The following is a 15,174-nucleotide window of genomic DNA, read 5'->3' as shown; positions in this document are numbered from 1 at the left end:
ACTTAAGTTCTTTGTTATTATAAAATACAATGAACATTTGTTCAATATTATGCGTTTGACCCTTTTTGCCCACAAAAAAAGCCGCAGCTAACTAACTGCGACTGGTGTTTAACTGGGAATGTCCTTGCTGTTTCCTATAAGTCAAGCAGGATGGAGCCGTAGGCGAGGCCGGCGCCAAAGCCACATAGGAGGACCTTGCCGTGAAGACCGGCGGCGTGGGCCTTGGCTAAGGCTAGCGGGATGCCGGCCGACGAAGTGTTGCCGGCCTCAACGACGTCTTGGGCAAACTTGCTCAAAGGTAGGTCTAGGTCCGTAGCGATTGCTTCGATTAAGCGGAGGTTGGCTTGGTGGGTGATGACCATTGCTAACTCACTTGGCTTGAGGTTATTTTGGGCCAAGAAGTCCTTGATGTGGGCGATGACCGTAGTGGTGACGAATTGGTAAACGGCCCGGCCGTCTTGGTAGAAGGCATCGGTCTTGGGATAGTTGGTGGCGGCCACGGCGGATAGAGGGGCAATGCGGCCACTGTGGATGACCTCCTTGTTACCCTGGGTTACCAATTTTTCGGCTAAGTAGACGGAAGAGCCCGCGTCGCTTGCTTCAAGCAAGGCGCCACCGGCCCCGTCGCCGAAGAAGACGGCCGAGGTCCGGTCGGTAAAGTCCATCATCTTGGAATTGGTCTCGGCTGCAATCACAAGCGCCCGGCGGTAGGTGCCGGCCTGCAAGAACTTTTCGGCCGTGGCCAAAGCAAAGATGAAGCCGGCACAGGCGGCCGACAGGTCGTAGGCAAAGGCGTTTTGGGCCTTGAGGTTGGCTTGGACGATGGCGGCCGTGGAAGGCGTGAGGGCATCCGGCGTAATCGTCGCCACAATGATCAAATCAATATCCGTGGCGGCTAGGTTAGCCTTGGCTAACAATTCTTTTCCTACCTTAGTAGCCAGGTCAGAAGTGTTTTCGCCTAAGGCATAGCGCCGGGTCTTGATGCCGGTGTGGGCGACAATCCACTCATCGGATGTTTCCATAATCTGACTTAAATCATCATTGGTTACTACCGTTGCCGGTAAATAACCAGCGGTTGCTAGCAGCTTAATTTTCTTTGACACTGATGGGTCACCTCTTTTGATATTAGCTAAAAAAAGAGACCGAACAAGCCGGCCTCTTACAAAATCAATAATGCGGGTAAATGGATTCGAACCATCACGAGCGCAATGCTCACCAGATCCTTAGTCTGACGCGTCTGCCAATTCCGCCATACCCGCGACAACAGAATTAATTATAGCAGAGCGTTAAACTTTGGGCAAGTCTTTTTTTAATTTTTTTGTGCGAACCCAACTAAGGCTAAGCGCCCATGACATTTGGAGCAGACATATTTGTCTGTATTCACTAGCCGCTGGCGGAAATAGTCTTGTTGACAGTTGGTGCACTGGTAGTGATACTTTCGTTGCTTAGGCGCAGCCGGGGCATAGCGACTACCCCCAACCTTGGCTAACAGGCGCTTAAAGTCCCGGTCCTTATGGCGGTAACCTAGCCCAGCCAAATGGAGGTGGTAGTGACACAACTCGTGCTTAATGATGCCGGCCACCACCTCTTTACCATAGCCTAACATCTTGGGGTTGATCTCAATATTGTGGTCCGCTAGGCGGTAGCGACCACCGGTGGTACGTAAGCGGGCGTTAAAGTAGGCACGGTGGCTAAAGTCCATTGAAAAGGCCGTCTGGGAAAGAGCCTGCACCCACGCTTGCAATTCTTCATCAGTCATCGCTAGCCACCGGTAGCATGGATAACTGGATTCGTTGCCGTTTTAAGTCCACGCTTTCAATCCAGACGGTGACGATATCACCAACGGCTACCACTTCGGCGGCCTTGCTGACGTAACGCTTACTCATCCTGGAAATGTGCACTAACCCGTCTTGCTTAACCCCGATGTCTACGAAGGCACCAAAGTCAACCACGTTTCTGACGGTCCCCTCTAACTTCATCCCGCTCTTTAAGTCCTCAATCTTTAAAACGTCTTGGCGTAATAAGGGCGCCGGCATGGTGTCACGCAAATCCCGGCCGGGTTTTTCTAAACTTAAGGCAACATCTTTTAGGGTCTCATAACCGGCATTAAACTGACTGGCTACTTCCTTTAAGTCCAGCTGAGCTAGCTTGGCCTTCAAAAGCTCGCTACCAAGGTCGGCCGTACTACAACCGACCTTGGCTAACAACTGCTTAGCAAGCGGATAGCTTTCCGGGTGAATGTCGGTGTTATCAAAGGGGTTAGTCCCCGAAATTACCCGCAAGAATCCGGCCGCCTGTTCAAAGGCCCGTGGACCTAGGCGGGCCACCTTTTTTAATTCGGCCCGGCTCTTAAAGGCCCCCACTTCGTTTCTGTAGGCGACAATGTTTTGGGCAATCGTCTTATTGAGGCCGGAAATATGGGTCAACAGGTCGGGACTAGCCGTGTTAAGGTTGACCCCAACTTGGTTAACCCCGGTTTCAATTACCGCCGCTAGTTTTTCGTCTAACTGCTTTTCTGGCAAGTCGTGCTGGTATTGACCGACCCCGATTGATTTCGGGTCAATCTTGATTAACTCTGCTAACGGGTCTTGCAGGCGCCGGGCAATACTAATGGCCGAGCGTTCCTCCACGTTTAAATCGGGAAATTCCGCCCGGGCGTTGGCTGAGGCTGAGTAAACCGAGGCGCCGGCTTCATTAACGATTACATAGTAAACGGTTTGTGTAAGTTTCCCTAAAACTTCGGCGATGAATTGTTCCGATTCCCGGCTGGCCGTCCCGTTACCAATCGCCACCATTTCCACCTGGTAGCGGGTGATTAAGTCCGTGACAATTCGCTTAGCCTCTGCTCTTAGCTTAGGGTTAGCCTGGGCACCCTTGGCCTTTTCGTGGGGGTAAATCACGGCCTTAGCCAAAAATTTCCCGGTCGCATCAACTACGGCTAGCTTACAGCCCGTCCGAAAACCCGGATCAAGCCCCAAGATAACCTTGCCCTTAAGCGGAGCTTGCATCAGCAAATGATAGAGGTTGGCCCCGAAAACTTCGATTGCCTCGCTAGCCGCCTGCTCCGTCAACTGCTTGCGAACTTCCCGCTCGATGGCCGGCTTGATGAAGCGCTTATAAGCATCAGTATAGGCGGCTTGAATCTCGCTTGCGGCTTTTCCGCTAGGTTTTCCAGCCACAAACTGGGAGTGAAAGTAATTTAAGACGTAGGCTTCGTCTAAGACCAGCTTAACTTTTAAGACCCCCTGGCGTTCCCCTCGGTCTAGTGCCAAGACCTGGTGGCTGGCTAGCTTCTTTAGGGGCTGTTCGTAGTCATAGTAGTCCTGGTAAATGCCCTTTTCATCTTGGCTTTCGTCTTTTAGGCTCGCCACCACTTGGCCCTGCCGGCTTAATTTTTGCCGGACCCAAGCCCGCAGGCGGGCATCCTCTCCAAAGGCTTCCGCTAAAATTTCGTGCGCCCCTAAAAAGGCAGCCGCCTCATCTGTAACTGCTTCTGTTAGCAAGTCGTGGCTTAGTTTAGCTAAAGCCTGGTCGCTTTCAAAGCGGGTAATGGCAGCAGCTAAGGGGGCTAACCCCTGTTCTTTTGCAATCTGCGCCTTGGTCCGCCGTTTTTGCTTATAGGGTAAGTATAGGTCTTCGATTGCTTGCAGGCTGGTGGCTTGCTTGATTTTTGCAGCTAGCTTGGGCGTTAACTTCTCCTGGGCGGCAATCTTTGTTAACACCTCTTGCTTGCGTTGGCTTAACTTTTCTAGCTGGTGGTAGGTCGCCTGGATTTCTCTTAAGGCCACTTCGTCCAAACTGCCCGTCATTTCCTTACGGTAGCGGGCGATAAATGGCACCGTCTTGCCAGCGGCTAGTAGCTCTAAACTAGCCTTCACTTGCCGCGGGCGATAGTTTAAAGCTTTAATCGTTTCATTTAGGACTGCTGTTTCCAAAAAAATTCCCCCCTTGTTATTCACAGTAATCATTATACTATTTTTTGCTCAAAATACGGTACAATGGAACTGTAAAAAAAATAAAAGAAGGACGCTTATGACACCTAATGAAACATTAAAACATTACTTTGGTTACGACCACTTCCGGCCCGGGCAAGCAGAAATTATTAACCAGGTTCTCGCTAAAAAAAACACTCTGGCCATCATGCCTACCGGTGGCGGCAAGTCACTTTGTTATCAGATTCCGGCCCTAATCTTACCTGGCATCACCCTGGTCATCTCCCCCTTAATTGCCCTCATGAAAGACCAGGTCGACGCCTTAAACGATAACGGCATCCCGGCTGCCTTCATCAACAGTAGCCTCGATTACGCCAGCATCCAAAATAACCTCTCGCTAGCGCTGACCGGCCAGTTAAAGCTGTTGTACATTGCCCCTGAGCGCTTGGAAAACCCCCACTTTCTAAACGAGTTGGCTAGCCTTAACATCTCGCTAGTCGCAATCGACGAGGCCCACTGTATCTCCCAGTGGGGCCATGACTTTCGGCCCAGCTATTTAAACTTACAAGCTAGCCTAGCTACTTTAGGACAGGACTTTCCCACCTTGGCTCTGACTGCCACCGCAACTGACCAGGTCGCCCAAGACATCTGCCAGCAAATGCAAATTGACCCACAGCAGATTATCAAGACCGGGTTTAGCCGGCCTAACCTAATCTTTAAGGTCGCTAAGGGACAAGACGCTAACACCTTTTGCCTTAACTACCTGCGTAAAAACCCCCACCAGGCTGGAATCATTTACGCGGCCACTAGAAAGAAGGTTGAACAACTAGGTAGCTTTTTAAGTAAGCACGGACAAAAAGTCGCTATCTACCACGCTGGTTTGTCTGAAGAAACCCGCCACCAAGCCCAGGAGGACTTCATCTTCGACCGTGTTAACGTTATCATCGCCACCAACGCCTTTGGAATGGGCATAAACAAGAGTAACGTCCGCTTTGTCATCCACGCCCAAGCCCCGGGCAGTCTGGAAGCCTACTACCAAGAAGCGGGCCGGGCCGGACGCGATGGCCTGCTTAGTGAGGCCATCTTACTCTTTCACGAACAAGACATGATGACCCAGCGCTTCTTTATTGATAACTCCGACGCCCAAGCCGACTATCAAACTATCCAGTACCACAAGCTCCAAGCGGTCAGCCACTATGCTAACACCGAGGAGTGTCTCCAACGCTTCATCGTCCGCTATTTTGGCGAGGAAACTGAGCCCTGTCAGAAGTGTGGCAACTGTACGGACGAACGTGCATCAGAAGACATCACCCTGGCTAGCCAAAAGATTCTTTCCTGCGTCGTTCGCATGCGTGGCAATTTCGGTAAGAAAATCGTCGCCCAGGTCCTCTTTGGCTCCACGGCTAGCAAGATTACCCAGTTTAACCTCCAAGCCCTGTCAACCTTTGGCATCATGCACGATTTACGTCTCAAAGAAATTGAAGCTTTAATCGACTACCTCCTGGCCAGTGGCTACCTAAAAACTGCGGCCGGTAAGTATCCGACCGTTACCATCACCGCCTTAGGGGTGCAAGTTTTAAAGGGCAAACAAGGCGTCAAGCGTAAGGTTACCAAGGCTAAGGTCATTAAGTCTAACCAGGCCGTTGACCGGACCTTATTCGAACGGCTCCGCAACCTCCGGTTGGACTTGGCCCTCAAACAAGAAGTTCCCCCTTACGTTATCTTCCCCGACAAAACCTTGGAGGAGCTTTGCTTGCTAAAACCTAAGCGACTCAACGACCTCCTGGCAATCTCAGGAATTGGCCAGGCTAAGCTGGCAAAGTACGGGCAACTTTTCTTAGCTGAAATCCGCGCCTATCAAAACCAAGCCTAAAAAACGGCTCAAGCCCCTAAACAGGAGCTTGAGCCGTTTTTAGCACTTATCCATAATTATTTCCAAAATTCATCGTAAACCGTAATTGGTAAGTGGCGCTTGTGTTCTGTCTTTTGATACCAAGCTTCAATCTTTTCAGCCGCATCTACAGCCACGTCCTTACCTTCAAGGTAGTCGTCAATGTCAGCGTAAGTTACCCCTAAGGCCACTTCATCAGGTAAGGCTGGCCGGTCTTCTTCTAAATCGGCGGTTGGAACCTTTTGGTAGAGGTGAGTTGGGGCGCCTAGTAGTTCTAACATCGCCCGGCCCTGCCGTTTATCTAAGCGCCACAGCGGGGTAATATCAGCGCCACCATCCCCAAACTTAGTGTAAAAGCCCGTGATGGCTTCAGCAGCGTGGTCAGTCCCAACCACGGCTCCTTGGTAAGCGCCGGCAATCCCATATTGGGCAATCATTCGTTGCCGGGCCTTGATATTACCTTTGTTAAAATCACTGATGGTTAAGCCGTTTGCTTCTAGGGCCGCCACCATTTGGTCAGCCGCTTCCTTAATGTTAACCCTAACCGTCAGGTCAGCTTGCATAAATTCGATGGCGTCTAAGGCATCTTGTTCGTCTGCCTGTTGCCCGTAAGGTAGGCGGACGGCGATAAATTTATAATCCGAATCCCCGGTTTCTTGGCGCAACTCGCTGATGGCCATTTGGCTCAACTTGCCCGCCAAGGTAGAGTCTTGGCCACCAGAAATCCCTAGCACTAAGGCCTTTAAAAAGGAATGTTTCTTCAAGTAGGCCTTCATAAAGTCAACTGATCTTCTAATTTCCGCTTGCGGGTCAATTTCTGCTTGCACACGCAAGGTCTTGATAATTTCTGCTTGTAAAGGTCGCATTCTAAAAACCCCTTAATGTCATCTTTTATATCATCCCCAATTTTACGCTCTTTTCTTGAAAAAAGATAGTGTATAATGGATGCAGAGAAAATTTTTAAAAGGCAGGTTTACCATGGCTAAATTTCAAACGGTCAATGTTTTAGGCGTTGACTTTATTAATACCACCAATCATGACTTTTTAACCCAGCTCAAAACTGACAGTCAAGCAAACAAGAATCGCTTCGTTGTTACCGCCAACCCTGAAATCGTACTGGCGGCTAAGCAAAATCCACAGTTAGCGGCCGCAATTAAGAGTAGCGACTACACCACCGCGGACGGAATTGGCATTATCAAGGGGGCTAAGATTTTAAAAACCCCCCTACCAGAAAGAATCACCGGCTACGACACCATGTGTGCCTTACTTGACTGGGCTAACGCCAACCAAAAGCGGGTCTACTTTTTAGGGGCTAAACCTAGCGTCTTAGCCGACCTTAAAAAGAAGCTGGCCCAAAATTACCCCGACCTAGTCATTGCCGGAAGCCACGATGGTTACTTTCAAGACGAAGGCCCAATCGTTAACGACATCAAGCAAGCTAAGCCCGACTTTGTCTTTGTGGCTTTAGGCTTTCCCAAGCAAGAACTTTTTATTGCTAACCACCGGCAGGTTGCGGATGCCATTTGGATGGGGGTGGGCGGCTCATTTGACGTCGTAGCCGGCCACGTCAAGCGGGCCCCAGCCTTTTGGGTTAACCACCATATCGAGTGGCTCTACCGCCTCCTAAAGGAACCTAGCCGCTTTGTTAGGATGCTCGCCTTGCCCAAGTACCTACTGTTGGTTTATCGTTACGCCCTAATTAAAAAATAAACTAAGCGCCTTAGCCAAGTTCTGGTTAAGGCGCTTAGTTAGCTTATTTTTCTAAGTAAAATTCGAAGCGGTTAGCGGCATACTGGGTCCGAACGTATTCAAACGGACGCCCGTCGGTTAAAAAGGTTACCTGCCGCAACCTTAAGATGGCTGCCCCCCGCTTTAACTCTAAGTACTCTGCAATTCGCTCCGAGGCAAGCATGGCCGAAATCGTCTGCTGAGCTTTACCAATCTGTAAGTCGTTAGCCTCTAAGGTCCGGTAAAGCGAGGCGGTGATTTCTTCGCGCCCATAGTTTGCAACCAAATCGTAAGGAACGGTAGCCACCTCAAAGCAGATTGGCCGCCCATCGGCATAGCGAATCCGCTCCATCCGCAAGACCTTTGCTCCTTCCTTTAGGTGGAGTTTTTCAAGCTCGCTCAAAGAAGGCGTCGCCACCTTATAAGTCACCGTCTTGCTAGACGGCACCTTGCCCTGGGCCTCGGTTAACTCCGTAAAGCTTGTAACCCCCGAAGACATTTTTTCTTGCACCCGTTGGCGGCTGACGTAAGTGCCAGAGCCCACGTGCCGTTCCAAAATCCCTTCGTCAACCAAGGTTTGAACCGCTTGGCGTAAGGTCATCCGGCTGACGTCAAACTCTAGGGCCAAAACCCGTTCGGACGGGATGCGATCACCTACCCGCCACTTACCTGCTTCAATCATCTGTTTTATCTCATTATGAATCTTAATATACCGTGGTGATCCCATTGCTCGTCCTTTCTTAAAGCTTATTTCTGAAACAAACGCCCGTATGAGTAGGTCGCCTTTAAGTTCCAATCGAAGTCAAAGACGTTTAAGTCCGCATCCTTGCCAACTTCTAGGCTACCCTTTTGGCTAAGCCCAAATTCCTTGGCCTGGTTAAGTGATGACATCTTAATTGCCTCTTGGACGCTACAACCCGTGAACTTCATGATGTTAACGAAGGCGTCATCGTAGGTCAAAACGGAACCGGCTAAGTTTCCACTTTCCAGGCGGGCTTGTTTATCCTTGACGATTACCTTTTGACCGCCTAATTCAGAAATTCCTTCAGGCATCCCCTTAGCCCGCATCGAGTCCGTAATCAGTTCCAACTTATCGGCTCCCTTTAATTCATAGGCCAACTTAATCATATCCGGACAAACGTGGAAGCCATCGGCAATTAATTCGCAGTACATGTCATTTTCTAACATGGCATGGCCCGTTACCCCCGGTTCCCTGTGCTTAAATTCCCGTTGGGCATTATACAAGTGGGTCACGTGGCTAGCCTTGGAGGCGTGCATTTGCTCCCTAGTCGCGTTACTGTGTCCGACTGAGGGGACAATCTTATTAGCCAGGCAGTACTCTTCAAATTCACGGGCCGTTTCGTGCTCTGGCGCATACGTTACCAAGCGAATCAAATGGTTAGCTGCCTGGTTCCATTCTGCCATCTGCTTAACGTCAGGGGCCTTGATATACTCTTCTGGTTGTGCCCCCTTAAATACCGGTGAAATATACGGACCTTCAAGGTGAATCCCTTGAATAACCGGATTTTGCTTAGCCACCTTAGCTACCGCCTCTAAGGCCTGCTTAATATTTTGCGGAGATTGGGTCATCGTCGTTGGAAAAATGGTGGTCACCCCATCTTTGACCATATCGTTTACCATTTCATCCAAACCAGCTGCATCCCCATCCATGGTATCAAAGCTATAGCCCCCATGGCAGTGAACGTCGATAAAGCCAGGAACAATCACCTTGCCCGCCAAATCAACCACCTGGTCACCGCTAGCTACCTGGTAGTCGCTAACCGGACCAAGGGCTTGAATCTCCTTGTCAAAGCGAATGTAACCATCCGCGATTACCTCCGTACCTGTATAAATCTTAGCATGCTTTAAAACCGTTGCCATTTTAACCGCCACCTTATAGTAAGTTTACTCTTCTATCTTAAAAGGTCTAGACCAAAATTGCAAGTTACTTTCCTTGATCCTTGGCCACAGCGGCATCAATCCCCTTAACAACCGCCGTCATAAAGCCAGCCTCTTCCATTGCCAGTAGCCCCGCAACCGTGGTTCCACCTGGTGAGCAAACCTGGTCGACCATATCCATTGGGCTTAAGCTACCACTTAGGACCTTTTGGGCACTCCCCAGGACCGTTTGGGCCGCAATCTTGGTTGCCTCGCTCTTCTTTAGGCCGTGCTTTACCCCCGCCCGTGATAAGGCGTCAATGAAGTAGTAAACGTAAGCTGGCGCGCACCCGGCCAAAGCTGAGAAGATGCTAAAGTCTTTTTCCGCTACCGCCAAGGCTTCCCCTTCACTTGCCATTAATGCTTCCACCTTTTGGTACTCAGCTTGACTAACCTTTTCATTAGCCACTAGCGCGGTCATGCCCATGGAAATTTCCGCGTTAACGTTGGGCATAATTCGAATCAACTTGACGCTAGGTCCAACCACAGCAGCGATGTCTGCAAGTGAGACCCCGGCTGCCATCGACACCAGCACCTTATTTTCAGTTAAAGCCGGTTTGATTTCCTTTAAGACCTCCGCTAACAAGAAGGGTTTGACCGCTAAGAAGATGAAGTCACTGTTAGTGACCACCTCTTTATTGCTAGCACAAGCTGTTAGCCCCCATTTTTTAGCGTAAGTTTCATAGTTACTCTTATGTGCACTGTGCACCTTAATCTTAGTTGCTAGCCCTGCATCCGAAGCCAGCCAACCAGCAATAATTGCCTTGGCCATATTTCCTAAGCCGATAAAACCTAATTCCATTAGCCATACCACCTAACTTATTGATATTAAAAAAAGCCGCAGTTCCAACTAAACAGTTAAAACTACGACCTTAGTGACTGGGGTAGCTGGATTCGAACCAGCGCATGACGGTACCAAAAACCGTTGCCTTACCGCTTGGCTATACCCCAATGGTGGAAGGGAGTGGATTCGAACCACCGAACCCGAAGGAGCGGATTTACAGTCCGCCGCGTTTAGCCAGACTTCGCTACCCTTCCATCTTGTTAAGTTATCGGCTTAATTACCCGACTCAATTATCATACACGCTTTAACCAAAAGTTGCAAGCTTTTTTCTAAAAAAATTCAAAAAAAGTTATTTAGCCCAAAAAAGTCGCCCTCACTAGGAGGACGACTTATGCAAGGCTAGTTGACACCTTCCATTAATTTTTTGATCTTAGGCACAAAGGCTAAGAGAATTAAACCAAAGACGATGGTTGCTACCCCCACGGACCCAAAGTAAGCTACCTCAGTTTTAGTAGAGTAGTACCTTACTAATTGGGCGTTGAAAGCTTGCGCAACCGCGTCACTGATGAACCACATACTCATCATCTGTGATTGGAAGGCCTTAGGGGCTAATTTGGTCGTTACTGATAAACCAATTGGTGAGATTAACATTTCCCCAACGATTACTAAGGCCCAGCTGATAATCAACCAGAATGGACTTACCTTAGCACCGGTTCCAAATAACATTCCTGGTAACATCATCCACAAAAATGAGATGCCGGCAAAGAAGAGCCCGTAAGCAAACTTAGCCGCAGATGATGGTTGCTTACTACCTAACTTAGTCCATAGAAAGGCGAAGAATGGAACGTACAGCATGATAAAGAGTGGGTTCATGCTTTGGAAAATACTTGCTGGAAATGACCAAGACAAGATGTGCAGTCTCGTTTGTTGTTCCGCAAACAAGGCTAATACGACTGAACCTTGTTCTTCAATCGACCAAAAGAGAATTGAGGCGATGAAGAGCGGAATGTAGGCTAGCACCCGAGAGCGTTCCTTCTTAGTAATCTTGCGGCTACTTAACATCGCTACAAAGTAGTAGATTGGAATTAAGACCGCTAGAATGGTAATGAGGTTGATTACATTTAAGATAGTCAACATACCAAAGAGTGACATGATGAATAAAATCAAAGCAATGGCTACTACCCCGATAGTTACTTTCTTAGCTAAGCTCTTAAATTCATGGGGTTCCAATGGGTCGGTTGGATAAAGGCTATCCTTGGAAAGGTACTTCTTTCCATCCAATGTGTATTGGATTAAGCCAAAGAACATCCCAATTGCGGCTAAAGAAAAACCGAGGTGGAAGTTGACATTTTGACCTAAATAACCAACGATGATTGGGGAGATAAAGGCCCCTAAGTTAATCCCAAACACAAAAATACTAAAGCCAGCATCCCGCTTAGGATCTTCTTCGGAGTAAAGCCCCCCGACCATTTCAGAAACGTTTGGCTTTAATAACCCGGTCCCAATCACGATTAAAGCAATTGAGATGAATAAGGCCGTCTTACCAAATGGTGTTGCCAAGGCAATGTGCCCAAACATAATAAGTACGCCCCCGATAAAGACGGTCCGGCGACTCCCTAAGATGCGGTCACTAATAAAACCACCAATCGTACTTGATAGGTAAACTAATGAACCGTAAATCGACATAATTGAAGCAGCTGTTGCCTGTGGAATACCAAGTCCACCCTTCGATACTTCATAATACATGTAGTAAAGTAAGATGGCCCGCATTCCATAGTATGAAAACCTTTCCCACATTTCTGTGAAAAAGAGGGTTGATAAACCACGCGGATGACCTAAAAAGGTTGCTTCCTTAGTGTTATCATTCATGGAAAAATTCCTCCAAATCTTGATTTAGTCATGTTTAATTACTAAATCCGTTATATCTAACTTAAATATTAAAATGATGGGTCAATCATATTAAAATTATAAGCAACATTAATAATTATAGTTTTTTATAAGGATAGCGTCAATAAACAGGGCTTTTTCCTAATTAGTAACTCATGTAAATCTCGCTAAAACAATTTAATTAACTGTGACTTTCTCAGTAAAAATTAAAATTTTTCATCCGAGCCCCATCTTATCTAAGTTATCACAGATAGAATTGCAAACAATCAATTAGAAAACTCTTTCATTTTTTTAGTTTAAACTCATCGTTAACCCATAATAAAAAGGAACTAAAGCGCGAAAACGTCGCTAAAAAACGTTTTTTACGCCCTAGTTCCTTAAATTTAAAAATAAATCCTTATTTATTTACTTGCTCTTGGAGCTAATTTTTAAGGACCCTTAATCTAGTTCTTAATTAAGGAAGTTGGTGTCCAGCCGCCAAGTAGAGGTCATACCACTCTTGTCTTGTTAGCCTAATGTCAGCTCCGGCCAGACTTTCTTTTAAGTGCACTGGATTCATCGAACCCAAGATAACTTGAATATCTTGGGGCAAGCGGGTAATCCAAGCCGTAGCAATCGCATTTTTAGTTACTCCGTACTTAGCAGCTACCGTTTGTAAGACCTGATTTAACTCTGGGAACTTAGGGTTGTCGATGAAGACCCCCTTAAACATCCCATATTGGTAAGGTGACCAAGCCTGCAGGGTAATCTTATTTTGCTGAGCATACTCAAGCATACCCCCGGTCCGGTCGCTTGCTTCGTCTTCAAAGCGGTTAACAAAAATTCCTTGATCAATCAACGGGGTGTGCTTCAAACCCAACTGCACTTGGTTGATAATCAATTTCTGATCCACCGCACTTTGCAGTAAGTCAATTTGCCGGGAGTTAAAATTAGAAACCCCAAAGGCCCGGACCTTGCCACTAGCTTGTAGTTGGTTAAAGGCCTCCGCTACCTCATCAACTTCCATCAAAGGATCCGGCCGGTGAAGCAAGAAACTATCCAAGTAATCGAGCCCCATGCGGCTCAAAATACCGTCGACCGCCGTTAGCAAGTGCTCCTTGGAAAAGTCATAGCGCTTGCCAAAAACCAGGCCATCAGCGGTGGTTCTAGAGTGTTCTAAGACAATGCCCGCCTTTGACTGGATAATTAAGTCTTCGCGCTTAAGGCTTGATTGCTTTAAAGCCTGCCCAAAGACTTCTTCAGAGTGCCCGTCATGATAAATATCAGCTGAATCAATGAAGTTTAATCCCTGGTCAGCCACTGTTTCTAAAATATTTTGAGCTTCTGTAACTGATTTAGCACCCATCCGCATAATTCCTAATGCAACCTGCGATGCTTTAATTTCACCATTTCCTAAAGAAATTTCACGCATAATATCATCCCTCACTTACTACTTCATCGGGGTGGGCCCGGTGGTAATACTCGCTATCACAATCGGCACTAAAGATAGCTTCCGTCCCGGCCGCAACCGCCGCTTGATAGTACCATTCTTTATATTTCAATTTCTCTAACTCTCTTTGCAAATCGAAAATATTTTACTCTAGACTTTGCTTTTGCCTCTTAATCAATTCTAATCGCTGCAACAGACTACTGTCGCCTGCTTGCTTCCACTTAATATAATCAGCAATATCTTTTAGGGGCATGCCCGTTTTCTTCAAACACTCCACGTCTTCGATACAGGCCAACTCTTCTGCAGAAAACATCCGTAAGCCACCGGCTGAACGCTTTAAGTTGGGAAAGAGGCCAATTTCTTCGTAAAATCAAATTGTAGGGGTAGTTAGGTTGTATAACTCGGCCACCTCACCAATCCGATAGTATTTTTCCTCGGCAATCATCTTAAAAATCTACCTGATCTGGCACCTTGCATTGCCCCCCTAAGTTACGTAAGGCACCGATAATATCCATTTCATCTTCCGTTAGTTCAAAGTCAAATAACTTGGTGTTTTCTGCCATCCTTTCCTTATGAACTGACTTAGGCAATGGTAAGATTCCTTGTTGAATTTCCCAACGTAAGCAAACTTGAGCTGGAGTATGGTCGTATTTGGCAGCAATTTTAGCCAAAACCGGGTTACTTAAAGCGGCCGCTTCTCCCAATGGCGCCCAGGCTTCCACTAAGATATCATTACGTTGGCAATAACGAATTGCCTCTGTTTGAGGCCAACCTGGGTGAACTTCAATTTGGTTTACCATTGGCTTAATTTTTGCCTGTGCTAATAAAGCTTCCAAGTGGTTAGGCATAAAGTTAGATACCCCGATAGCCTTAATCTTACCTGCTTTATAGAGGTCTTCAAATGCCCGCCAAGTATCTAAATTCAAAGCAGCAGCCTCTTGGCCAAATTGCTTTTCATTAGCTGGCCAGTGAATTAGGTAAAGATCAAGGTAATCGGTCCCTAATTCTGCTAAAGTCTTCTCAAAGGCAGCCATAGTCTTATCATAACCACGTTCTGTGTTCCACAATTTGCTGGTGATAAAGACTTCTTCACGCTTTAACCCACTATCTTTAACAGCTTGACCAACACCACTTTCATTTCCGTAACGAGCCGCTGTATCGATGTGCCGATAACCAACTGCTAACGCATCAGTAACCGCACGGTAGGCATCTTCAGGGGGAGTTTGGTAGGTCCCATAGCCTAAACCAGGAATGGTAACTCCGTTACTTAGTTTTAAGTCTGAAGTTAAACTTGTCAATTTTTGCATCATTAGCGCTTCCTTTCATCATTAATTTACTACTTAATGATAAAACTTAAAGTTAACTTGAAGTCAAGTAAAAAGCACTAGTCAAAAACAAAAAAAGTGGAGTTACGTAATGTAACTCCACTTTTAACCAAGGCATAGCCAACATATAAGGATGCCGGCTGCAGGATTCGAACCTGTGACCCTCGGTTTACGATACCGATGCTCTACCAGCTGAGCTAAGCCGGCCTAATGACCCGTACGGGATTTGAACCCATGTTACCGCCGTGAAAGGGCGGTGT

The 15,174-nt window shown here is 47.4% G+C and carries 14 protein-coding genes and 5 tRNA genes (1 of these 19 running past the window's edge); 2 read left to right on the top strand and 17 right to left on the bottom strand.

The window, feature by feature from the left end; genetic code table 11:
* Nucleotides 1-134 precede the first annotated feature (134 nt).
* The 4 genes from N4597_RS01980 to N4597_RS01965 all read right to left on the bottom strand — a co-directional run bounded on the left by N4597_RS01980 (nucleotide 135) and on the right by N4597_RS01965 (nucleotide 3,935).
* Nucleotides 135-1,103: a beta-ketoacyl-ACP synthase III gene (locus tag N4597_RS01980; protein WP_260904339.1), complete on the bottom strand. Its 969-nt coding sequence runs from the start codon at nucleotides 1,101-1,103 to the stop codon at nucleotides 135-137.
* A gap of 71 nt (nucleotides 1,104-1,174) precedes the next feature.
* Nucleotides 1,175-1,259 (bottom strand) — tRNA-Leu (locus N4597_RS01975).
* A gap of 50 nt (nucleotides 1,260-1,309) precedes the next feature.
* On the bottom strand, nucleotides 1,310-1,759 hold the full coding sequence (locus tag N4597_RS01970) for a SprT family protein (RefSeq protein ID WP_260904338.1): 450 nt from the start codon (nucleotides 1,757-1,759) through the stop codon (nucleotides 1,310-1,312).
* Nucleotides 1,752-3,935, bottom strand: coding sequence for a Tex family protein (locus N4597_RS01965; protein WP_260904336.1), 2,184 nt, complete (start codon nucleotides 3,933-3,935; stop codon nucleotides 1,752-1,754). The genes N4597_RS01970 and N4597_RS01965 overlap by 8 nt, the downstream gene beginning before the upstream one ends.
* 97 nt (nucleotides 3,936-4,032) lie before the next feature.
* Between N4597_RS01965 and recQ the strand changes: the two genes are divergently transcribed.
* Nucleotides 4,033-5,805 carry a DNA helicase RecQ gene (recQ, locus tag N4597_RS01960; RefSeq protein WP_260904334.1) on the top strand — a complete coding sequence of 591 codons (1,773 nt, stop codon included), beginning with the start codon at nucleotides 4,033-4,035 and terminating at the stop codon, nucleotides 5,803-5,805.
* A gap of 56 nt (nucleotides 5,806-5,861) precedes the next feature.
* On the opposite strand, the gene nadE is transcribed toward recQ, so the two are convergent.
* Entirely contained in the window at nucleotides 5,862-6,689 is an 828-nt protein-coding gene (gene nadE / locus N4597_RS01955) for an ammonia-dependent NAD(+) synthetase (protein WP_167589288.1), read from the bottom strand.
* A 112-nt stretch (nucleotides 6,690-6,801) separates the two neighbouring features.
* Between nadE and N4597_RS01950 the strand changes: the two genes are divergently transcribed.
* Nucleotides 6,802-7,533, top strand: a complete 732-nt coding sequence (locus N4597_RS01950; RefSeq protein WP_260904332.1) for a WecB/TagA/CpsF family glycosyltransferase — start codon at nucleotides 6,802-6,804, stop codon at nucleotides 7,531-7,533.
* A gap of 43 nt (nucleotides 7,534-7,576) precedes the next feature.
* On the opposite strand, the gene N4597_RS01945 is transcribed toward N4597_RS01950, so the two are convergent.
* The 12 genes from N4597_RS01945 to N4597_RS01890 all read right to left on the bottom strand — a co-directional run.
* Nucleotides 7,577-8,278, bottom strand: a complete 702-nt coding sequence (locus N4597_RS01945; protein ID WP_056976354.1) for a GntR family transcriptional regulator — start codon at nucleotides 8,276-8,278, stop codon at nucleotides 7,577-7,579.
* A 20-nt stretch (nucleotides 8,279-8,298) separates the two neighbouring features.
* Nucleotides 8,299-9,432, bottom strand: a complete 1,134-nt coding sequence (gene nagA / locus N4597_RS01940) for an N-acetylglucosamine-6-phosphate deacetylase (RefSeq protein ID WP_167589289.1) — start codon at nucleotides 9,430-9,432, stop codon at nucleotides 8,299-8,301.
* Between the two features lie 64 nt (nucleotides 9,433-9,496).
* Nucleotides 9,497-10,291 carry a pyrroline-5-carboxylate reductase gene (proC, locus tag N4597_RS01935; protein WP_260904327.1) on the bottom strand — a complete coding sequence of 265 codons (795 nt, stop codon included), beginning with the start codon at nucleotides 10,289-10,291 and terminating at the stop codon, nucleotides 9,497-9,499.
* A gap of 77 nt (nucleotides 10,292-10,368) precedes the next feature.
* Nucleotides 10,369-10,440: transfer RNA gene (locus N4597_RS01930), tRNA-Gln, on the bottom strand.
* A 1-nt stretch (nucleotide 10,441) separates the two neighbouring features.
* A tRNA-Tyr gene (locus N4597_RS01925) sits at nucleotides 10,442-10,527 on the bottom strand.
* Nucleotides 10,528-10,672: 145 nt separating this feature from the next.
* Nucleotides 10,673-12,142, bottom strand: a complete 1,470-nt coding sequence (locus tag N4597_RS01920; RefSeq protein ID WP_050611796.1) for a peptide MFS transporter — start codon at nucleotides 12,140-12,142, stop codon at nucleotides 10,673-10,675.
* A gap of 472 nt (nucleotides 12,143-12,614) precedes the next feature.
* Complete coding sequence (locus N4597_RS01915) at nucleotides 12,615-13,571, bottom strand: aldo/keto reductase (protein ID WP_260904324.1); 957 nt, start codon at nucleotides 13,569-13,571, stop codon at nucleotides 12,615-12,617.
* 4 nt (nucleotides 13,572-13,575) lie between these two features.
* On the bottom strand, nucleotides 13,576-13,701 hold the full coding sequence (locus N4597_RS01910; protein WP_260904322.1) for a hypothetical protein: 126 nt from the start codon (nucleotides 13,699-13,701) through the stop codon (nucleotides 13,576-13,578).
* Nucleotides 13,702-13,734: 33 nt separating this feature from the next.
* Nucleotides 13,735-13,947 carry a MerR family transcriptional regulator gene (locus N4597_RS01905; RefSeq protein ID WP_260905186.1) on the bottom strand — a complete coding sequence of 71 codons (213 nt, stop codon included), beginning with the start codon at nucleotides 13,945-13,947 and terminating at the stop codon, nucleotides 13,735-13,737.
* Between the two features lie 88 nt (nucleotides 13,948-14,035).
* Nucleotides 14,036-14,896: an aldo/keto reductase gene (locus N4597_RS01900; RefSeq protein WP_260904320.1), complete on the bottom strand. Its 861-nt coding sequence runs from the start codon at nucleotides 14,894-14,896 to the stop codon at nucleotides 14,036-14,038.
* Nucleotides 14,897-15,048: 152 nt separating this feature from the next.
* A tRNA-Thr gene (locus N4597_RS01895) sits at nucleotides 15,049-15,121 on the bottom strand.
* A gap of 4 nt (nucleotides 15,122-15,125) precedes the next feature.
* Nucleotides 15,126-15,174: transfer RNA gene (locus N4597_RS01890), tRNA-Glu, on the bottom strand; it runs 23 nt beyond the window's last position.

The sequence above is a fragment of the Ligilactobacillus agilis genome (genome assembly GCF_025311475.1).
GTDB lineage: Bacteria > Bacillota > Bacilli > Lactobacillales > Lactobacillaceae > Ligilactobacillus > Ligilactobacillus agilis.
This window is presented reverse-complemented; position numbering and strand designations above follow the sequence as displayed.

Coding starts and splice junctions, on each gene's coding strand:
- N4597_RS01970 (WP_260904338.1), bottom strand. CDS start 1,759: ATGACTGATGAAGAATTGCAAGCGTGGGTGCAGGCTCTTTCCCAGACG.
- recQ (WP_260904334.1), top strand. CDS start 4,033: ATGACACCTAATGAAACATTAAAACATTACTTTGGTTACGACCACTTC.
- nadE (WP_167589288.1), bottom strand. CDS start 6,689: ATGCGACCTTTACAAGCAGAAATTATCAAGACCTTGCGTGTGCAAGCA.
- N4597_RS01950 (WP_260904332.1), top strand. CDS start 6,802: ATGGCTAAATTTCAAACGGTCAATGTTTTAGGCGTTGACTTTATTAAT.
- N4597_RS01945 (WP_056976354.1), bottom strand. CDS start 8,278: ATGGGATCACCACGGTATATTAAGATTCATAATGAGATAAAACAGATG.
- nagA (WP_167589289.1), bottom strand. CDS start 9,432: ATGGCAACGGTTTTAAAGCATGCTAAGATTTATACAGGTACGGAGGTA.
- proC (WP_260904327.1), bottom strand. CDS start 10,291: ATGGAATTAGGTTTTATCGGCTTAGGAAATATGGCCAAGGCAATTATT.
- N4597_RS01920 (WP_050611796.1), bottom strand. CDS start 12,142: ATGAATGATAACACTAAGGAAGCAACCTTTTTAGGTCATCCGCGTGGT.
- N4597_RS01915 (WP_260904324.1), bottom strand. CDS start 13,571: ATGCGTGAAATTTCTTTAGGAAATGGTGAAATTAAAGCATCGCAGGTT.
- N4597_RS01900 (WP_260904320.1), bottom strand. CDS start 14,896: ATGCAAAAATTGACAAGTTTAACTTCAGACTTAAAACTAAGTAACGGA.